The sequence below is a fragment of the Cupriavidus pauculus genome, assembly GCF_008693385.1.
GTDB classification, from domain to species: Bacteria; Pseudomonadota; Gammaproteobacteria; order Burkholderiales; family Burkholderiaceae; genus Cupriavidus; species Cupriavidus pauculus_D.
Genome location: NZ_CP044065.1, coordinates 2,189,277 through 2,207,489 on the forward strand (window position 1 = coordinate 2,189,277; position 18,213 = coordinate 2,207,489).

Annotated in this window: 15 protein-coding genes and 1 riboswitch; of the genes, 11 read left to right on the top strand and 4 right to left on the bottom strand. The window is 65.7% G+C overall.

The features are described from left to right. Positions 1-59 precede the first annotated feature (59 nt). The 4 genes from FOB72_RS10065 (at position 60) to FOB72_RS10080 (ending at position 4,567) form a co-directional block, all read left to right on the top strand. Entirely contained in the window at positions 60-1,082 is a 1,023-nt protein-coding gene (locus FOB72_RS10065; RefSeq protein WP_150372380.1) for an adenosine deaminase, read from the top strand. A 12-nt stretch (positions 1,083-1,094) separates the two neighbouring features. After that, entirely contained in the window at positions 1,095-2,459 is a 1,365-nt protein-coding gene (gene guaD, locus FOB72_RS10070; protein WP_150372381.1) for a guanine deaminase, read from the top strand. A 76-nt stretch (positions 2,460-2,535) separates the two neighbouring features. Continuing rightward, positions 2,536-3,720, top strand: a complete 1,185-nt coding sequence (locus FOB72_RS10075) for a fatty acid desaturase (RefSeq protein ID WP_150372382.1) — start codon at positions 2,536-2,538, stop codon at positions 3,718-3,720. A 33-nt stretch (positions 3,721-3,753) separates the two neighbouring features. Next, positions 3,754-3,908: riboswitch (yybP-ykoY riboswitch) on the top strand. An 83-nt stretch (positions 3,909-3,991) separates the two neighbouring features. Then, positions 3,992-4,567, top strand: coding sequence for a TMEM165/GDT1 family protein (locus FOB72_RS10080; RefSeq protein ID WP_150372383.1), 576 nt, complete (start codon positions 3,992-3,994; stop codon positions 4,565-4,567). A 102-nt stretch (positions 4,568-4,669) separates the two neighbouring features. On the opposite strand, the gene FOB72_RS10085 is transcribed toward FOB72_RS10080, so the two are convergent. Both FOB72_RS10085 and uraH read right to left on the bottom strand, forming a co-directional pair. After that, complete coding sequence (locus tag FOB72_RS10085; protein ID WP_150372384.1) at positions 4,670-5,893, bottom strand: urate hydroxylase PuuD; 1,224 nt, start codon at positions 5,891-5,893, stop codon at positions 4,670-4,672. Between the two features lie 25 nt (positions 5,894-5,918). Continuing rightward, positions 5,919-6,272 carry a hydroxyisourate hydrolase gene (gene uraH / locus FOB72_RS10090; protein WP_150372385.1) on the bottom strand — a complete coding sequence of 118 codons (354 nt, stop codon included), beginning with the start codon at positions 6,270-6,272 and terminating at the stop codon, positions 5,919-5,921. 288 nt (positions 6,273-6,560) lie between these two features. On the opposite strand from uraH, the gene FOB72_RS10095 reads away from it, so the two are divergent. The 6 genes from FOB72_RS10095 to FOB72_RS10120 all read left to right on the top strand — a co-directional run bounded on the left by FOB72_RS10095 (position 6,561) and on the right by FOB72_RS10120 (position 12,054). Beyond that, a complete protein-coding gene (locus tag FOB72_RS10095; RefSeq protein ID WP_150372386.1) occupies positions 6,561-7,316 on the top strand; it encodes a GntR family transcriptional regulator in 756 nt (251 codons plus the stop codon). Positions 7,317-7,460: 144 nt separating this feature from the next. Continuing rightward, entirely contained in the window at positions 7,461-8,903 is a 1,443-nt protein-coding gene (locus tag FOB72_RS10100; RefSeq protein WP_223851293.1) for a nucleobase:cation symporter-2 family protein, read from the top strand. Between the two features lie 16 nt (positions 8,904-8,919). After that, positions 8,920-9,876, top strand: a complete 957-nt coding sequence (gene puuE, locus FOB72_RS10105; RefSeq protein WP_150372387.1) for an allantoinase PuuE — start codon at positions 8,920-8,922, stop codon at positions 9,874-9,876. Then, positions 9,873-10,400 carry a 2-oxo-4-hydroxy-4-carboxy-5-ureidoimidazoline decarboxylase gene (gene uraD / locus FOB72_RS10110; protein WP_150372388.1) on the top strand — a complete coding sequence of 176 codons (528 nt, stop codon included), beginning with the start codon at positions 9,873-9,875 and terminating at the stop codon, positions 10,398-10,400. The genes puuE and uraD overlap by 4 nt, the downstream gene beginning before the upstream one ends. Positions 10,401-10,563: 163 nt before the next feature. After that, the gene (locus FOB72_RS10115; RefSeq protein ID WP_150372389.1) at positions 10,564-11,652 is read left to right on the top strand and encodes a porin; all 1,089 of its coding nucleotides are present in this window, start codon (positions 10,564-10,566) and stop codon (positions 11,650-11,652) included. A gap of 156 nt (positions 11,653-11,808) precedes the next feature. After that, positions 11,809-12,054 carry a hypothetical protein gene (locus FOB72_RS10120; RefSeq protein WP_150372390.1) on the top strand — a complete coding sequence of 82 codons (246 nt, stop codon included), beginning with the start codon at positions 11,809-11,811 and terminating at the stop codon, positions 12,052-12,054. A gap of 63 nt (positions 12,055-12,117) precedes the next feature. Here the strand turns inward: FOB72_RS10120 and FOB72_RS10125 are convergent, their stop codons facing one another. Beyond that, a complete protein-coding gene (locus FOB72_RS10125; RefSeq protein WP_150372391.1) occupies positions 12,118-14,469 on the bottom strand; it encodes an NADP-dependent malic enzyme in 2,352 nt (783 codons plus the stop codon). A gap of 156 nt (positions 14,470-14,625) precedes the next feature. Then, entirely contained in the window at positions 14,626-15,291 is a 666-nt protein-coding gene (locus tag FOB72_RS10130; protein WP_150372392.1) for a DUF4136 domain-containing protein, read from the bottom strand. A gap of 189 nt (positions 15,292-15,480) precedes the next feature. On the opposite strand from FOB72_RS10130, the gene pepN reads away from it, so the two are divergent. Next, complete coding sequence (gene pepN / locus FOB72_RS10135; RefSeq protein ID WP_150372393.1) at positions 15,481-18,177, top strand: aminopeptidase N; 2,697 nt, start codon at positions 15,481-15,483, stop codon at positions 18,175-18,177. Positions 18,178-18,213: the final 36 nt, after the last annotated feature.

The window sequence follows — 18,213 nt, forward strand, 5'->3', positions numbered from 1 at the left end:
GGCGCGCCGGGCTCACGAAGCCTGGCGCGAAGACACCGACAGACATAGAAGAGGGCCCCATGACCATCGACGCCGCGCTCGCGGACAGGATCCGCCGTACCCCAAAGGCCGAACTGCACGTGCATATCGAAGGCACGCTCGAACCCGAGCGTATCTTCCGCCTGGCCCAGCGCAACCAGGTCTCGCTGCCCTACCCCAGCGTCGAGGCGCTGCGCGAAGCGTATGCGTTCACTGACCTGCAATCGTTTCTCGACATCTACTACGCGGGCGCCAGCGTGCTGCTGACCGAGGAAGATTTCTTCGACATGACGATGGACTACGTCCAGCGTGCCGTGGCCGACAACGTGCGCCACGCGGAGATCTTCTTCGACCCGCAGACCCATACCGCGCGCGGCGTGCCGATGGGCACCGTCATCGACGGCATTGCCGACGCGCTCGCGCAGGCGCGCACCGAATACGATTTCTCGAGCAGCATGATCCTCTGCTTCCTGCGGCATCTGTCCGAGGAAGACGCGTTTGCCACGCTCGAGGCGGCGCTGCCCTATCGCGACCGCTTCGTCGGCGTGGGGCTCGACTCCTCCGAGCGGGGGCATCCCCCCGAGAAGTTCGCGCGCGTGTTCGCGCGCGCGAAGGAACTGGGTCTTCGCCTCGTCGCGCACGCGGGCGAGGAAGGCCCGGCGCAGTACGTGACCGACGCGCTCGACATCCTCCACGTGGAGCGCATCGACCACGGCGTGCGCGCCATCGATGACGACGCGCTGATCGCGCGCCTCGCGAAAGAGCGCATCGCACTGACCGTGTGCCCGCTCTCCAACGTCAAGCTCAAGGTCTATCCGGACCTGCGCGACCATCCGGCCAAGCGCATGCTCGACGCCGGCGTGGTCGTGACGCTGCACTCGGACGATCCGGCCTACTTCGGCGGCTATATGAACGCCAACTGGGAAGCCACGTTCGACGCGCTGCCGCTCGACGCCAGGGACGCGCACAAGCTCGCGCGCCATTCTTTCGAAGCGGCCTTTTTGCCCCCATCGCTGAAGGCCGAGTATCTCGCCGAGGTCGACCACTTCTGGGCGACACCTTAACAAGACCACATCATGACCAGCACATTGTCCTTCCCGAGCCAGCCGCAAGGCGGCGCCACGCGTGTCATTCGCGGCCGCATCCTGCATTTCCTGCGCGACCCGCAGTTCCACGACGACGGCTACGAGTATTGGGAAGACGGTGTGCTGGTCGTGAAGGGCGGCCGCATTGCCGCGGCGGGCGACTACGCCACGCTCGCGCCGACGCTGCCGGCCGATGCCGAACTGATCGACCATCGCGGCAAGCTGATCGTGCCGGGCTTTATCGACACGCATATCCACTATCCGCAGACCGATATCATCGCGTCGCCGTCGCCGGGCCTGCTGCACTGGCTCGACACCTACACGTTTCCCGAGGAGCGCCGCTTCTCCGAGCCCGCCTATGCCCGCGCGGTGGCGGACTTCTTCACCGACGAGCTGCTGCGCAACGGCACCACGAGCGCGCTGGTCTGGAGCACCGTGCACGCGACGTCGGCTGACGCGCTCTTTGCCGCGAGCGAGGCGCGCAACCTGCGCATGATCACCGGCAAGGTGATGATGGACCGCAACTGCCCCGACTTCCTGCGCGATACCGCGGAAACCGGCGCGCGCGACTCCGCCGACCTGCTCTCGAAGTGGCACAACAAGGGCCGCCTCGCGTACGCGATCACGCCGCGCTTCGCGCCCACCTCCAGCGAGGCGCAGCTGGCCGCGTGCGGCGAACTCGCGCGCGCGCATCCGGACGCATTTATCCAGACGCACGTCGCCGAGAACCGCGACGAGGTCAAGTGGGTGGCCGAGCTGTTTCCCGACGCGCGCAGCTATCTCGATGTCTACGACCGCTACGGCCTGCTGCGGCCCGGCGCGTTCTACGGGCATGCGATCTACCTCGACCCCGACGACCGCCGGCGCCTGGCCGACAGCGGCGCGGCCGTGGCGCACTGCCCGACCTCGAACCTGTTTCTGGGCAGCGGGTTCTACGACTTCCACCAGTCCGATGCCCACCGCCTCAACGTGACGCTGGCCACCGACGTGGGCGGCGGCACCTCGTTCTCGATGTTCCGCACGATGAATGCCGCGCACAAGGTGGCCCGCATGGGCGGCTATCACCTGACCGCGCTGCGCATGTTCTACCTTGCCACGCGCGCCGCGGCCGAGGCGCTGGGCTGGGCGGACCGCATCGGCAGCTTCGAGGCCGGCTGCGAGGCCGACTTCATCGTGCTCGATCCCGATGCCACGCCGCTGATCGCCCGCCGCAGCAGCCGCTCGGAGACGCTCGAGGAGCAGTTGTTCGCGTTCGCGATGCTTGGCGACGACCGCGTGATCGAGGATGTCTACATCATGGGCAAGGCCGTGGGCGAGGCAACGGCGCCCAAATATGGCTTATCTGCTATGGCTTGATGAACATCAACACAATTGTCACCAAAGCCCTTTAGCCTTTTCCGGCCATCACCATGACCGATACCGGAAGAACCGCATGCCTGCCCGCTCCGACAACGCACTGACCGAAGCCAGTGCGTTCGCCACCCCCGGCCCCGACCATTCCAGGGCCGCCCAGCCCGGACGCCAGTCCGCCTCCACGGAACTGCCCGAGCCCATCGCGGCCGACGCACCGCTGCCGGGCCGCAAGGTCATCCGCGGCTGGCTGATTCCGCTGGGCCGGCGCAGCACGCCGCGCGCGCTCATGCTGTTCGCGTTCGATTACCTGCTGTTCGCGGCCGTGATGGCCGCACTCGTGCTGGTGACGCCGTGGTGGGCCAAGCTCGGCATCGGCGTGCTGGCCGGCCTCGTGATCGCACGGCTGTTCATCATCGGCCACGATGCCTGCCACCAGAGCCTGACCGCGCGCCGCGGCCTCAACAAGTGGATCGGCCGGCTGACGTTCCTGCCCTCGCTGACACCGTACAGCCTGTGGGAAGTGGGCCATAACGTCGTGCACCACGGCTATACGAACCTCAAGGGCTTCGACTTCGTCTGGGCGCCCTACTCGCTCGAGGAATTCCGCGCGCTGCCGCGCTGGCGCCGCGCGCTGGAGCGCGTGTACCGCAACGGCTTCGGCGCGGGGCTCTACTACCTCGTGGAGATCTGGTGGTTCAAGATGTTCTTCCCGAGCAAGCGGCAGATGGCCACGCGCCGTGCGATCTTCACGTGGGACTGCGTGCTCGTGGCCGCGTTCGGCGCGCTGTGGATCGGCACGCTGGCCGCGCTGGCTCTCGCCACGGACCAGTCCGTGACGCTGCTGGTGGCCACCGGCTTCGTGCTGCCGTTCCTCGTCTGGAACCTGACGGTCGGCTTCGTGCTCTACGTTCACCATACGCATACGAGCGTGGCCTGGTACGACACCAAGGCGATGTGGGCCAAGGCGCAGCCGTTCGTCTCGACGACCGTGCATCTGCGCTTCCGCCATGGCATTGGCGCGGCGCTCCATCACATCATGGAACATACGGCACACCACGTGGACATGAGCGTGCCGCTGTACCAGCTCAAACGCGCGCAGGCGCTGCTCGAGCACGCGCTGCCGGGCCGCATCATCGTCGAGAACTTCTCGTGGCGCTGGTATTTCGACACGGCCCGCCGCTGCAAGCTCTATGACTTCAAGGCGCTGTGCTGGACCGATTTTCGCGGGCGCCAGACCAGCGAGAACGCACCGGTGCCGACCTGAAGGTGGACGGCGCGAGGCCGCACCGTTATAATGCGGCCTTCCATTGGGGAGTAGCCGCCTCGTTCCATGCCATGCGATGCCATGCCATGTCGTGAACGGGGGCGTACGTCAACAGACTTGACTGGGTTTCCAGTTATGGCGTGCGCAGTCATGTACCACGGTACAGGGGCCTGGCGAGACCGATGACCTCTCCTTTCTGGCCGGGCCGGGAAAGGCGAGTGTCATTGGCATCTCGCGATGCATTGCGGCCCGGGTTGTTCCCACACAAAAGATGGAATCATTCCTCGTCTCCACGGGTATCGTGGCGCTCGCCGAAATGGGCGACAAAACCCAGCTGCTGTCTCTCGTGCTCGCCGCACGCTATCGCAAGCCCGTTCCCATCATCCTTGGCATCCTGATCGCCACGCTCGTCAATCACGGCTTTGCCGGTGCGCTGGGCGGCTGGATCACGCATGTGCTCGGCGCCAATCTGCTGCGATGGATTCTCGGCCTCGGCTTTATCGCGATGGCCGGGTGGATGCTGATCCCCGACAAGCTCGACGACGCCGAGCAGGCGAAGCCGGTCAAGGGCGCCATCGGCATTCTCGGCACGACGATCGTCGCGTTCTTCTTCGCCGAGATGGGCGACAAGACGCAGATCGCCACTGTTGCGCTCGCCGCGCGCTTTCCCACGCAGGTCATCGCGGTCGTGGCCGGCACGACGTTCGGCATGATGCTCGCCAACGCGCCCGCCGTGCTGCTGGGCGACAAGTTCGCGAACAAGATGCCGATCGCGCTGGTACACAAGATCGCTGCGGCGATTTTCCTGGTGCTGGGCCTGCTGGCGCTGTTCAACGTCGGCGGCTGATCCAGCCCTGCAGACGCAAAAAAACGGGGCGGATGCCCCGTTCAAACCATCGACGGTCTGGTTTGAGCCGGGCCGTCGATCACCGATGCCCGTTTCAGTGGGTCAGTTGGCGGTCGCCGCCCCACCCTCGAACCATTGCCCCAGCAATGCACGCTCGTCGTCCGTGATCTGCGTGACGTTGCCGAGCGGCATGGCCTTCTGCTGCACCGCCTGCTGATAGATCAGCTGCGCGTGCGCCTTGATTTCGTCCACCGTATCGAGTTTGATGCCCTTGGCGGCGGTCGGCATCATCTTCGGCTGCTCCGCGTGGCACTGCACGCATCGCGCGTTGATGATCTCCTGCACCTTGTGGAAGCTCACGGCATTCGCGGCAGCATTCCCGGCAGCATCGGCGCCGCCGGCACTCGCCACGACCGGACGCGGCTGCGGCGCGATGATGAACGCCACCACACCGAGCACCGCCACGCCCGCGGCGGGCCAGGCGATATTGATCTTGCCCTTGTGCTTGAGGATAAAGAACTGCCGCACCAGCACGCCCGCCAGCATGATCAGGATCAGCACCAGCCAGTTGTACTTGTGCGCGTACGTCATGCTGTAGTGGTTCGACAGCATCGCGAACAGCACGGGCAACGTGAAGTAGGTGTTGTGCACGCTGCGCTGCTTGCCCCGCTTGCCGTGGATCGGATCGACGGGCTGCCCCGCCTTCAGCGCGGCCACGACCTTGCGTTGCCCCGGGATGATCCACACCAGCACGTTCGCGCTCATGATCGTCGCGATCATCGCGCCGGTCAGCAGGAACGCCGCGCGGCCCGAGAACACGTGGCACGCGACGAACGCGGCCAGCGCCACGTAGACCGCCACCATGATGCCGACCATGCGGTCGCTCTTGCCGAAGACACGGCAGATGCAGTCGTAGACCACCCAGCCGATCAGCAGATAGGACACCGCGAAGCCGACCGCCGCGCCGGGCGACATGTCCCAGACGTTCTTGTCGATCAGGAACGTGCTTGCGTTGAACAGATACAGCACCACCAGCAGCGCGAAGCCGGTCATCCAGGTCGAGTAGGACTCCCAATAGAACCAGTGCAGGTTCGGCGGCAGCTGCTTTGGCGCGGTCAGGTACTTCTGCGGGTTATAGAACCCGCCGCCGTGCACGGCCCACAGTTCGCCATCGACGCCGCGGGCCTTGAGTTCGGGATCGTCGGGGCGCGTCAGCGAGTTGTCGAGCCAGACGAAATAGAACGACGAGCCGATCCACGCGATCGCGGTGATCACGTGTGCCCATCGCAGCAGCATGTTGAACCAGTCGAGGATATAGCCTTCCATGATGTGTCTCCTTCCCCGCGCCCGATCAGCTGCCGCGATAGGTCGAGTACGACCACGGCGAGACCAGCAGCGGCACGTGGTAGTGCGCGGCGGCATCGGCAATGCCGAAGCGCAGCGTCACCACGTCGAGGAAAGCGGGATCGGGCAGCGTGACCCCTTGCGCGCGGAAGTAGTCGCCGGCGCCGAACTCGAGTTCGTAGACGCCGGGCACGAGCGCGTCGCCTTCAAGCAGCGGCGCGTCGCAGCGGCCATCGTGATTGGTCACGAGGCGCTTGAGCGTTTCGCGCTGATTGTTGACAATTTTATGGAGTGCGATCGACATGCCTTGCCCGGGAATACCGGCGGCCGTGTCCAGCACGTGCGTAGTGAGGCGTCCCATCCTGTTCGTCCTTGACGGTTTGGGTTGTGATAGGCGCCGCTGCCTTCACTAGCACCATTTGTGGGAATGGTGCCCGCTCGGTACGTGTATTCACGCATCCCGGCGCTTGCAGCCGTGCGGCTGCAACGTTGTGCGATGGAGGCGAAGATGCGCTACTCCATCGCGCCTGACAACTCCGTACTTACCCGGATTTGTCGAAAACCTTGACTTGTTTTGTTGACAATATTGAATCCCCATCCAAATAATTGTCAACAATTTTCTCAGCGCCCTTCCCCGCCGCAGATCGCCATGTCCAAGAATCTCAAGCTGATTGCCGCCGCCACCGACGACCTGCCGGCCGCCGACCTCAAGCCCGCGCGCAAGGGGTCCGTGGAGGAGCGCATGTATCACGAGATCTACGACGCGATCATGGAGCACCGCCTGCCCCCGCGCACGAAGCTCACCGAGCAATCGCTTTGCGAGATCTATGCCACCGCGCGCCACACGGTCCGCAAGGTGCTCTCGCGGCTGGCGGCGGACGGCATGGTGGACCTGGAGCCGAACCGCGGCGCCTTTATCGCGAGCCCCTCCACGGACGAGGCCCACGACATGTTCGAACTGCGCCAGATGCTCGAGCGCGCCGTGCTAGACAAGCTGGCCGCCCGCGCCGACGTCAAGAGCGTGATCGCCCCGCTGCGCCGCATGGTCGCGACCGAACGGCAGGCATTCCTCTCGCACGAACGGCCGCGCTGGATCCGTCTGTCGGCCGAATTCCATACCGCGCTGGCCGAGCTTTCGGGCAACGCACTGCTCGTGACGATGATGCGCCGGCTGGTCTCGCGCACGACGCTGATGATCGCGAGCGTGGAAGCGCCGGGGCACAACGCCTGCTCGTTCGACGAGCACGACGACATCCTCGATGCACTGGAAGCGGGCGATGCCGCACTGGCGCAGGCGCGCATGGCGCACCACCTTGGCGCCTGCGCCGATCGCGTGCAACCCGACGAACCCGGCAACTTCGATCTGCGCAGCGTGCTTGGACAAGGCGGGGGACACACCCGCTGATGCTGGCGCGCGGTTTGCTCCGCGCCTCTGTTGCGACCCGGTCCCGCACGCTTTGCCACAGGCGCCACAGAGCCGCCGCGCGTGCCCAACGCCAATGCCCGGGAGTGGAGGCACGGATTTCCCCAATCGGAGAAGGAGACACCCATGACTTCCGCGAGTAGCACGCGTACGACTGATTCGACCGATGCGACGGACACGGCGACCCCGGCCGACCGCATCAACGAACGACTTCCCTCGGGCCGGCTGCTGGCCCTGGGCCTGCAGCACGTGCTGGTGATGTACGCGGGCACGGTGGCGGTACCGCTGATCGTCGGCGGCGCGCTCAAGCTCCCCAAGGACCAGCTTGCCTTCCTCATCAACGCGGACCTGTTCGCCGCCGGCATCGCCACGCTGATCCAGGCGCTCGGCTTCTGGCGCTTCGGCATCCGCATGCCGGTCATGATGGGCGTCACGTTCGCGGCGGTGGCACCGATGATCGCCATCGGCGGCGATCCCGAGATCGGCCTGCTCGGCATCTACGGCGCGGTGATCGCCTCCGGCATCTTCGGGATACTGATCGCGCCGCTGATGGGACGCATGCTCGGGCTCTTTCCGCCCGTGGTGACCGGCACCGTGATCACGCTCATCGGCATCTCGCTGATGCGCGTGGGCATCAACTGGGCCGGCGGCGGCCAGCCGACCACGCGCGCGGTCATCGACGGCGTGGTCAAGGACGTGCCGAACCTCGCCTACGGCGACCTCGGCAACCTCGCCATCGCGGGTCTCGTGCTCGTGGTCATCCTCGTGCTGACCAAGTACGGGCGCGGGCTCATCGCCAACTGCGCGGTGCTGCTCGGGATCATCGCCGGCACGCTCGTCGCGATGGCATTCGGCAAGGTGTCGTTCGAAGGCCTGCACGAGGCGAGCCTCGTGGCCGTCATCACGCCGCTGCACTTCGGCATGCCGACGTTCCAGCTCACCGCCGTGCTGTCGATGTGCATCGTCATGCTGATCACGCTCGTGGAATCCACGGGCATGTTCCTCGCGCTGGCCGACATCACGGGCAAGCGGCTGACCAATCGCGAACTCACCAACGGCCTGCGCGCCGACGGCCTCGGCACGATCGTCGGCGGGGTGTTCAACACGTTCCCGTACACGTCGTTCTCGCAGAACGTGGGCCTCGTGACCGTGACCGGCGTGCGCTCGCGCTATGTGGCCGTGGCCGGCGGGCTGATCCTGATCGCGTTCGGGCTGTTTCCGAAGATGGCGCACGTCGTGGCCTCGGTGCCGCAGTTCGTGCTCGGCGGCGCCGGCATCGTGATGTTCGGCATGGTCGCCGCCACCGGTATCCGCATCCTTGGGTCGTGCGACTTCAACCGCAATCGCCATAACCTGTTCATCGTCGCGATCTCGATCGGCTTCGGCATGGTCCCGACGCTCTCCCCCACGCTGTTCCAGTACCTGCCGAAGTGGACCGATCCGTTCACGCATAGCGGCATCGTGCTCGGCACGATCGTCGCGGTGGCGCTGAACCTGTTCTACAACGGCATGCAGTCGGCCGAAGAAGCCATGCGCAATGCCGCCGCCAACTCTCACGGCACCGAATAACTACCACGCAGCAGCCATGAGCCAACACAAAGATTCCCAACACTATCCACGCGACCTCGTCGGCTACGGCGCCGAACCGCCGCACGCACGCTGGCCCGGCGGCGCGCGCGTCGCGCTCCAGTTCGTCCTCAACTACGAGGAAGGCGGCGAGAACAACGTGCTGCACGGCGATGCCGGCTCCGAGCAGTTCCTGTCGGAGATCATCGGCGCGGCCGCCTATCCGGACCGCCATATGAGCATGGAGGGCGTGTACGAGTACGGCTCGCGCGCGGGCGTCTGGCGCATCCTGCGCGAGTTCGAACGCCGCGGCCTGCCACTCACGATCTTCGGTGTCTCGATGGCGCTGCAGCGGCATCCCGACGTCACGCGCGCGTTCGTCGAGCTCGGCCACGAGATCGCCTGCCACGGCTGGCGCTGGATCCACTACCAGAACATGGACGAGGCCACCGAGCGTGAACACATGCGCATCGGCATGGAGATCATCCGCGAGATGACGGGCGCGATGCCGCTCGGCTGGTACACGGGCCGCGACAGCCCCAATACGCGCCGGCTCGTCGTCGAGCACGGCGGACTGCTCTACGACGCCGATTACTATGGCGACGACCTGCCCTTCTGGACCGAGGTGGAAGTCACGGGCGGCGAGAAGAAGCCGCACCTCGTGGTGCCCTACACGCTCGACTCCAACGATATGCGCTTTGCCACGCCGCAGGGCTTCAACACGGGCGAGCAGTTCTTCCAGTACCTCAAGGACGCATTCGACGTGCTGTATGCCGAAGGCGATCCGCGCGGGCTCGACCGCCCGAAGATGCTGTCGGTGGGCATACATTGCCGCCTGCTCGGCCGGCCCGGACGCTTCCGCGCGCTGCAGCGCTTTCTCGACTACGTGCAGGAACACGACAAGGTCTGGATCTGCCGCCGCGTGGATATCGCGCGCCACTGGATCGAGACCCATCCGTACGGAGGCCAGGCATGAGCGGGGCAGGCACGCACTACACCCTCGCCCAGCTCAACGCGATGCCCGAGGCCGAGTTCGTCGCGGTCCTCGGCGGCATCTACGAGCATTCCCCATGGTTCGCCGAGTCGGCCGCTCGCAAACGCCCGTTTGCCGACCTGGCCTCGCTGGCCGCGGCGCTCCGCGAGGCCGTCGATCACGCGGGCCGCGAGGCGCAGCTCGCGCTCGTGCGCGCGCACCCGGAGCTCGCGGGCAAGGCCGCGGTGCGCGGCGAGCTCACCGACGAGTCCACGCGCGAGCAGAGTGGCGCGGGCCTGCACCTGTGCACGCCCGAGGAGTTCGAACGCCTGCAGCAGCTCAACGCGGACTACAACCGCAAGTTCGGCTTCCCGTTCATTCTCGCGGTGCGTGGCTACGATCGGCACGGCATCATCGCGGAATTTGCAAGACGCATCGACAACGCACCCGACGTCGAGTTGCAAACGTGCATCAACCAGATTCATCGCATTGCACAGTTTCGGCTCGACGACTTAGTATCCCGCTGAGCCAAAAAATCGGGCGAATAAAGAAGAGAGAGATCAGAGCGAAGGAACGTCGTTCGCCATGCCGGCACGCGGCAGCGCCCACCAGAGGCGTACCGCGCCGGCTGCCACAGCGGACCCAGCACACAGCGTTCTGAGCGGTATCAAACCACGGAGGTCTTTACCCATGTCGAAGCACTACAAGCCGGCTTTCAAGCTGGCGGCGATCGCGGCTGTCCTGTATTCGGGCGCCACCCTCGCGCAATCGGGCGTCACGCTTTACGGCCAGGCCGATATGTTTATCGGCGGCATTAAGAATCCGGGCACCGGCGAGCGCGCCTTCGTGGCGAACTCGGGCGGCATGCAGACGTCCTACTGGGGCATCAAGGGTTCGGAAGACCTGGGCGCGGGCACGCGCGCGATCTTCGACCTCAACGCGTTCTACCGGACCGACAACGGCCGCGTCGGCCGCTTCGATGGCGACTCGATGTTCAGCCGCAACGCGTTCGTCGGTCTCGAGAACAACAACTTCGGTTCGCTGAAGCTCGGCCGCAATACCACGCCGTACTTCGTCTCGACCATCATCTTCAACCCGCTGGTCGACTCGTACGTATTCTCGCCGATGGTGTTCCACACCTACCTGACGTCCGGCAATGCCCAGGTGTTCGACCCGGGCATCATCGGCGATTCGGGCTGGAACAACTCGATCCTGTACTCGACGCCGACCTGGGGCGGCCTGACCGCCAACTTCATCTACGGCCTGGGCGAGAACGCCGGCAACTACAGCCAGAACAAGTGGGGCGGCAACGTGACCTACTTCAATGGCAACTTCGGCGCGACGCTCGCGTTCCAGCAGGTCAAGTTCGACAACGCGCCGTTCGACGTCACGAACTCGACGAACCCGCTGCTGACCGGCGTCAGCAAGCAGACCGCGGTACAGGGCGGCGTCTCTTACGACTTCCGCATCGTCAAGCTGTTCGCGCAGGCGCAGTACATCAAGACGAGCATCAGCGCGGCCAATCCGAACGGCGACATCAAGCACACGAACGGCCAGGTCGGCGCTTCGGTGCCGGTGGGCGCGGGCGCGGTGCTGGCGACGTACGCGTACGGCAAGACCGAGAATGCGGTCGCGGACTTCAAGCGCAACACGTTCGCACTGGCCTACGACTACAACCTGTCAAAGCGCACGGACCTGTATGCGGCCTACTACTACGACAAGGTCACCGGCATCGAGCACGGCGACAGTTTCGGGGTGGGTATCCGTCACAAGTTCTGACGCGGCCTCGCTAATATGCCGCACTGCGGCATTGAAGCGAGATTGAAAGCAGGGACTCCATAGGCCGATTCAATTGGCGACAGTCACCTCTTAGTCCTTAAATGGGTTTCCGGACTCTGTGCCGGAACCACGTGACAGGAACGAGTGAGGTGACTCATGCGGCGCTATGCGAAAACCCGTTCGGAATTGATGGCGATCCTGAGCCAGTGCCTGGATAACAATCCGGAGTGCGGTGAGGTGGAGCTGCACGCGATGCGCGTGCATCAGCCCGATCACACCGGTTGCAACTGGAGTGCGGAAGTGGACTTCCGCGCGGACACCTTCGATGACGTGACGCAGCAACTCGCGGCAGCGCGTTCGATCATTGTGGTCATGCGCGAGCAGTACAACGTGTTGCAATAGCTGCGCACACAGGGAAAGGAAAAGCCGGGTCCGAGGACCCGGCTTTTTTTTGGGGCGTAGCGCTTAGCGCAGCGCGCCAGCCTCGGCGACCGCAACCGCCGTCATATTGACGATACGGCGCGTCGTCGCCTGCGGGTTCAGGATATGCACCGGCTTGGCCGCGCCCAGCAGGATCGGGCCGACCGTCACGCCCTGCCCGCCCGTGATCTTGAGCAGGTTGAACGCGATATTGGCCGCGTCCAGCGTCGGCATGACCAGCAGGTTGGCGCTGCCCGCCAGCTTCGTGGACGGCAGGAAGTGACGGCGCACGTCCTCGACCAGCGCGGCGTCGCCCTGCATCTCGCCTTCCACCTCGAGCTGCGGCGCCACCTTCGACAGGATCTCGGCGGCATCGCGCATCTTGCGGGCCGACGGACGCGTCGACGAACCGAACATCGAGTGCGACATCAGCGCGACCTTCGGATGCAGGCCGAAGCGCGAGATTTCCTCGGCGGCGAGCTGCGTGATGCAGGCCAGTTCTTCAGCGGTCGGATCGTCGTTGACGAACGTGTCGGTGATGAACAGCGTGTACTTTTCGAGCATCAGCGCGTTCATGGCCGCGAAGACCTTGGCCTCCGGCTTCATGCCGATGACGTCGCGGACGTGCTCGAGGTGACCCTCGAAGCGGCCCACCGTGCCGCACAGCAGCGCGTCGGCATCGCCCATATGCATCAGCATCGTGCCAATGAGCGTGTTCGAGCGGCGCAGCGCCACCTTGGCCATGTCCGGCGTCACGCCGTCGCGGCCACGCAGCGCGTGGTAGGCCTCGTGGTATGCGCGGTAACGGGGATCGTCCTCGGGGTTCACGAGTTCGAAGTCCACGCCCGGGCGCAGGCGCAGGCCGGCCTTGTCGATACGCATCTGGATCACGTGCGGACGGCCGATCAGGATCGGACGCGCGAGGCCTTCATCGACCACGCTCTGCACCGCGCGCAGCACGCGCTCTTCTTCGCCCTCGGCGTAGGCCACGCGCTTCGGCGCGGCCTTGGCGGCCGTGAACACCGGCTTCATCATCAGGCCGGTGTGATAGACGTAGTGCGTCAGCTGCTGGCGGTAGGCCTCGAGGTCCTTGATCGGACGCGTTGCCACGCCCGACTCCTCCGCGGCCTTGGCCACGGCCGGCGCGATCTTCTCGATCAGGCGCTGGTCGAACGGCGTCGGGATGATGTAGTCGGGTCCGAACTTGAGCTCGGCGCCGCCGTAAGCGGCCGCCACGGCGTCGTTGAGCTCGGCCTCGGCCAGCTCGGCGATCGCCTTCACGCAGGCCAGCTTCATCTCTTCCGTGATCTTGGTCGCGCCGCAGTCGAGCGCGCCGCGGAAGATGTACGGGAAGCACAGCACGTTGTTGACCTGGTTCGGGTAATCCGAACGGCCGGTCGCGATGATGCAGTCGGGGCGCGCGGCCTTCGCCACTTCAGGACGGATTTCCGGCTCCGGATTGGCCAGGGCCAGGATGATGGGCTTGTCGGCCATCGTCTTGACCATGTCGCCGGTCAGCACGCCAGCGGTCGAGCAGCCCAGGAAGACGTCGGCGTCCTTGACGATGTCGGCAAGCGTACGGGCCGACGTGTCCTGCGCGTAGCGGGCCTTGTTGGCTTCCATGTTGGCATCGCGGCCCACATGGATCACGCCCTTCGAGTCCACCACGTAGACGTTCTCGCGCTTGACGCCGAGGCTCACCATGGTGTCCAGGCACGCGATGGCCGCGGCGCCGGCACCCGACACGGCCAGCTTGACCTTGCCGATGTCCTTGCCCACGACCTTCAGGCCGTTCAGCAGTGCGGCCGCGGAGATGATCGCGGTTCCGTGCTGATCGTCATGGAAGACGGGAATGTTCATGCGCTCGCGCAGCTTCTTCTCGATGTAGAAGCACTCGGGCGCCTTGATGTCCTCGAGGTTCACGCCGCCGAGCGTCGGCTCCAGCGCGGCCACGATCTCGACGATCTTGTCCGGGTCACGGGCATCGAGTTCGATGTCGAACACGTCGATGCCGGCGAATTTCTTGAACAGGCAGCCCTTGCCTTCCATCACGGGCTTGCCGGCGAGCGGACCGATGTCGCCCAGGCCCAGCACCGCGGTACCGTTGGTCACCACGGCCACGAGGTTCGCGCGCGAGGTGTACTCGGCGGCCATCGCCGGGTCCTTGGCAATCTCTTCGCACGCATACGCTACGCCCGGCGAGTACGCCAGCGACAGGTCCCGCTGGTTCGACAGCGCCTTGGTGGCCGTGACCTGGATCTTGCCCTTGGTGGGGCTGCGGTGATATTCGAGTGCGGCGAGGCGCAGTTGCGCTTCAGGACTGTTGGGGGCGTGCTGGGGGGTTTGCGTGGGGGCTTGTTGCGACGCAACATCCGCGCCGGTAGTCTTGCTGGTCATTCTGCTCGTCCGGGATGAAGGCCCTGCCACACCATGCAGAACGGCGAGGGCCGGAAAATTCGAGCAGCCATTCTAGCCCAGCGCGCATGCGCGGTGTGCCTACTTTCTCTTCAGTCTCGGTTCAATGGGCTTTACTACCGAAGGGGAAAAAGCCTCCTATGGTTTGGCCTTCTCGACTTCGAGCGTCACGCGCCGCGGCCGGCCACTCTCGCCCGGGAAATCGGCGAACGCGCTCCGGATCATGTAGGGCATGACGCCGGCCAGGCTGCCGCCCTCGGTCGTGTTGCGCGCGGTGACCTGATAGACGCGCTTGCCCGACTTCGCATCCTTGAAGAACACGCGCAGGCTCGCGAACGTCACCGGCACGTCGCGCACGATCGTCTGCGGCGGCCAGTAGCCCGGGCCCCAACCCCACGGCCCGTAGGGTCGATACCAGCCGCCGTAGCCCCCATAGGGTCCCCAGTACGGCCCCCACGGGCCGTACCACGGATCGGGGTAGACGGTCTCCGCCACGCGCACCATTCCGGGGACGGCGTCGTAGTCCATGCTGACCAGATACCGTGCCTGACTGGCCGGCAATTGTTCGAATCCCACGCCGCCCAGCGTCGCCGCGAGCCATTGTTCGTATGTGGCGCGCTCCAGCTGCGCCTCCTGTTGCGGCGAGTTCTCGAACGCATAGGTGCGTGGCGCGTCGTTCTGCCATTCGGGCTGGCGGAACGCCGTGACCTCGGTGGTGATGGTGCTGGCGCAGCCCGAGAGCCACAGGGCCGCCAGCAAGGCCAGCGCAAGTGTCCGGCCACGGTTGAAATTTTTCTGCCACATATCGATTCTTCCCGCCTTCTTATCAACGTTCCCGCCACGCCATTCAGACCGTTTGCGTGACGCCGCGTTCCCGCGGCCGACCTCCTTCAACCCCGTTGGCTACAATGAGGACTTCGGCGCCGAACCCTTCCGCGCCGCCCGCCTTGTCTCAACGGCTTGTCCCAACGACCACCGAACACAGGATTCCCCATGCTCCGCACCGATACGCCCGTTACCGTCTATCGCAAGGACTATACTCCGCCCGCGTTAGCAATCGACCACGTGGATCTGGTGCTCGAACTCGATCCGCAGCGCACGATCGTCACGAGCACGCTGGGCTTCCATCGCGCGCCCGGTGCGGCGCCCGATGCCGCGCTGGTCCTCGCCGGCGAGGAACTCGAACTCGTCGGCGTGCGCCTCGACGGCCAGCCGTTCACGGGGGTGGCTACCGCCACCGGCTCGCTGACGCTCACGGGCCTGCCCGCGCAAGGCACGCTCGAGATCACCACCGCGTGCAACCCGGCCGCGAACACCACGCTGTCCGGCCTGTACGTCTCCAACGGCAACTTTTTCACACAGTGCGAAGCCGAAGGTTTCCGGCGCATTACCTATTTCCTCGACCGCCCTGACGTGATGACGACCTATCGCGTCACGCTGCGCGCGGATCGCGCCGCCTACCCGGTGCTGCTGTCCAACGGCAACCTGCTGAGCGAGCAGGCGCTGCCCGACGGCCGCCACGAGGCGGTCTGGGAAGACCCGTTCCGCAAGCCCTCGTATCTGTTCGCGCTCGTCGCCGGCAAGCTCGAATGCATCGAGGAACGGATCCAGTCCGCATCGGGCAAGGAGAAGCTGCTGCAGGTCTGGGTAGAAGCGCAGGACCTCGACAAGACGCGCCATGCCATGGACTCGCTGATCAACTCGATCCACTGGGACGAGCGCCGCTTCGGCCTCGAGCTCGACCTGGACCGCTTCATGATCGTCGCCGTCGGCGACTTCAACATGGGCGCGATGGAGAACAAGGGCCTCAACATCTTCAACACCAAGTACGTACTGGCCAACGCCCAGACCGCGACCGACGTGGACTTCGCGAACATCGAGTCGGTCGTCGGCCACGAGTACTTCCATAACTGGACCGGTAACCGCGTGACGTGCCGCGACTGGTTCCAGCTGTCGCTCAAGGAAGGCCTGACCGTGTTCCGCGATCAGGAGTTCTCGGCCGACATGATGGGCTCGGAGTCGGGCCGCGCGGTCAAGCGCATCGAGGACGTGCGCGTGCTGCGGCAGGTGCAGTTCCCCGAGGACGCGGGTCCGATGGCGCATCCGGTGCGGCCGGACAGCTACGAGGAGATCAACAACTTCTACACGGTCACGGTCTACGAGAAAGGCGCCGAGGTCGTGCGGATGTACCAGACGCTGCTCGGCCGCGATGGCTTCCGCAAGGGCATGGACCTGTATTTCGAGCGCCATGACGGCCAGGCCGTGACGTGCGACGACTTCCGCCGCGCGATGGCCGATGCCAACGGCCGCGACCTGACGCAGTTCGGGCTCTGGTACAGCCAGGCCGGCACGCCCGTGGTGACCGTGCGCACCGCGTGGAACGCCGGTGCGGGCACGCTGGATATCACCCTCGCCCAGCGCTGCCCGAAGGTCGGCATCGAAACCCGCGACGGTACGCCCGAGAAGCAGCCGTTCCATATTCCGTTCGCGATCGGCCTGATCGGCAAGGACGGCGAGGACCTGCCGCTGCGGCTCGAAGGCGAGGCCGCCGCCGGCGACACCACGCGCGTGCTCGATTTCACGCAGGCCGAGCAGACGTTCCGCTTCGTCGGGCTGCCCGCGGGCGATGCCCCGACGCCGTCGCTGCTGCGCAATTTCTCCGCGCCCGTGATCGTCGATTACGACTACAGCGACAGCGCGCTGACGTTCCTGCTCGAGCACGACAGCGATCCGTTCAACCGCTGGGAGGCTGGCCAGCGCCTTGCCACGCGCGTGCTGCTGGAACTCGTGGCCGACGCGCAGGCGGGCCGCGAACTCAAGCTCAGCAAGGCGCTCGTCGATGCGTTCCGCGCGGTGCTCACCGACGGCACGCTGAACCCCGCGTTCCGCGAACAGGCGCTGATGCTGCCGGCCGAGGCCTATCTGGCCGAGCGCATGGGCGTGGCCGATCCCGCCGCGATCCACCGCGCGCGGCTGTTCCTGCGCGAGGGCCTCGCACGCGCGCTCAAGGCCGAATGGCTGGCCGCGTACGAATCCAATGCGACGCCCGGTCCGTACTCGCCGGACGCCGATTCCGCCGCGCGCCGCGCGCTGCGCAACCTTGCGCTTGGCTATCTGGCCGATACCGGCGATGCCGACATGCAGGCGCTGGCGGACAAGCACTACGCGGAGTCCGACAACATGACGGACCGCTTTGCCGCGCTGTCCGCGCTGGTCAACAGCTTCGCGCCGGGCCGCGAGCACGCGCTGGCGGACTTCTACCAGCGCTTCGAGAACGATCCGCTGGTCATCGACAAGTGGTTCTCCCTGCAGGGCATGCAGCGCGGCGAGGTGGGGCCGCACGCGGGCAAGCGCACGATCGACGTGGTGCGCAACCTGATGGAGCACCCGGCATTCACGCTGCGCAACCCGAACCGCGCGCGTTCGCTGATCTTCAGCTTCTGCTCGGGCAATCCGGCCCAGTTCCACGCCGAGGATGGCTCGGGCTACGAATTCTGGGCCGATCAGGTCCTCGCGCTCGATGCGATCAATCCGCAGGTGGCGGCGCGGCTGGCCCGCGTGATGGACCGCTGGCAGAAGTACGCGCTGCCGCTGCGCGACCGCATGCGGGCGGCGCTGGAACGTGTGTCGGCGTCCTCGACGCTGTCGCGCGACGTGCGCGAGATCGTGGGCAAGTCGCTGTCGGCCTGAGGCCGGTTTCCGCCTGAAGATATCGGACATAGTCGG

Excerpts from the sequence above, each read along its gene's own strand:
- FOB72_RS10130 (WP_150372392.1), bottom strand. The coding sequence starts at position 15,291 with ATGTGGCAGAAAAATTTCAACCGTGGCCGGACACTTGCGCTGGCCTTG.
- puuE (WP_150372387.1), top strand. The coding sequence starts at position 8,920 with ATGAGCCAACACAAAGATTCCCAACACTATCCACGCGACCTCGTCGGC.
- FOB72_RS10080 (WP_150372383.1), top strand. The coding sequence starts at position 3,992 with ATGGAATCATTCCTCGTCTCCACGGGTATCGTGGCGCTCGCCGAAATG.
- FOB72_RS10095 (WP_150372386.1), top strand. The coding sequence starts at position 6,561 with ATGTCCAAGAATCTCAAGCTGATTGCCGCCGCCACCGACGACCTGCCG.
- FOB72_RS10085 (WP_150372384.1), bottom strand. The coding sequence starts at position 5,893 with ATGGAAGGCTATATCCTCGACTGGTTCAACATGCTGCTGCGATGGGCA.
- uraD (WP_150372388.1), top strand. The coding sequence starts at position 9,873 with ATGAGCGGGGCAGGCACGCACTACACCCTCGCCCAGCTCAACGCGATG.
- FOB72_RS10125 (WP_150372391.1), bottom strand. The coding sequence starts at position 14,469 with ATGACCAGCAAGACTACCGGCGCGGATGTTGCGTCGCAACAAGCCCCC.
- FOB72_RS10075 (WP_150372382.1), top strand. The coding sequence starts at position 2,536 with ATGCCTGCCCGCTCCGACAACGCACTGACCGAAGCCAGTGCGTTCGCC.
- uraH (WP_150372385.1), bottom strand. The coding sequence starts at position 6,272 with ATGGGACGCCTCACTACGCACGTGCTGGACACGGCCGCCGGTATTCCC.
- FOB72_RS10065 (WP_150372380.1), top strand. The coding sequence starts at position 60 with ATGACCATCGACGCCGCGCTCGCGGACAGGATCCGCCGTACCCCAAAG.
- guaD (WP_150372381.1), top strand. The coding sequence starts at position 1,095 with ATGACCAGCACATTGTCCTTCCCGAGCCAGCCGCAAGGCGGCGCCACG.
- FOB72_RS10100 (WP_223851293.1), top strand. The coding sequence starts at position 7,461 with ATGACTTCCGCGAGTAGCACGCGTACGACTGATTCGACCGATGCGACG.
- FOB72_RS10115 (WP_150372389.1), top strand. The coding sequence starts at position 10,564 with ATGTCGAAGCACTACAAGCCGGCTTTCAAGCTGGCGGCGATCGCGGCT.
- pepN (WP_150372393.1), top strand. The coding sequence starts at position 15,481 with ATGCTCCGCACCGATACGCCCGTTACCGTCTATCGCAAGGACTATACT.
- FOB72_RS10120 (WP_150372390.1), top strand. The coding sequence starts at position 11,809 with ATGCGGCGCTATGCGAAAACCCGTTCGGAATTGATGGCGATCCTGAGC.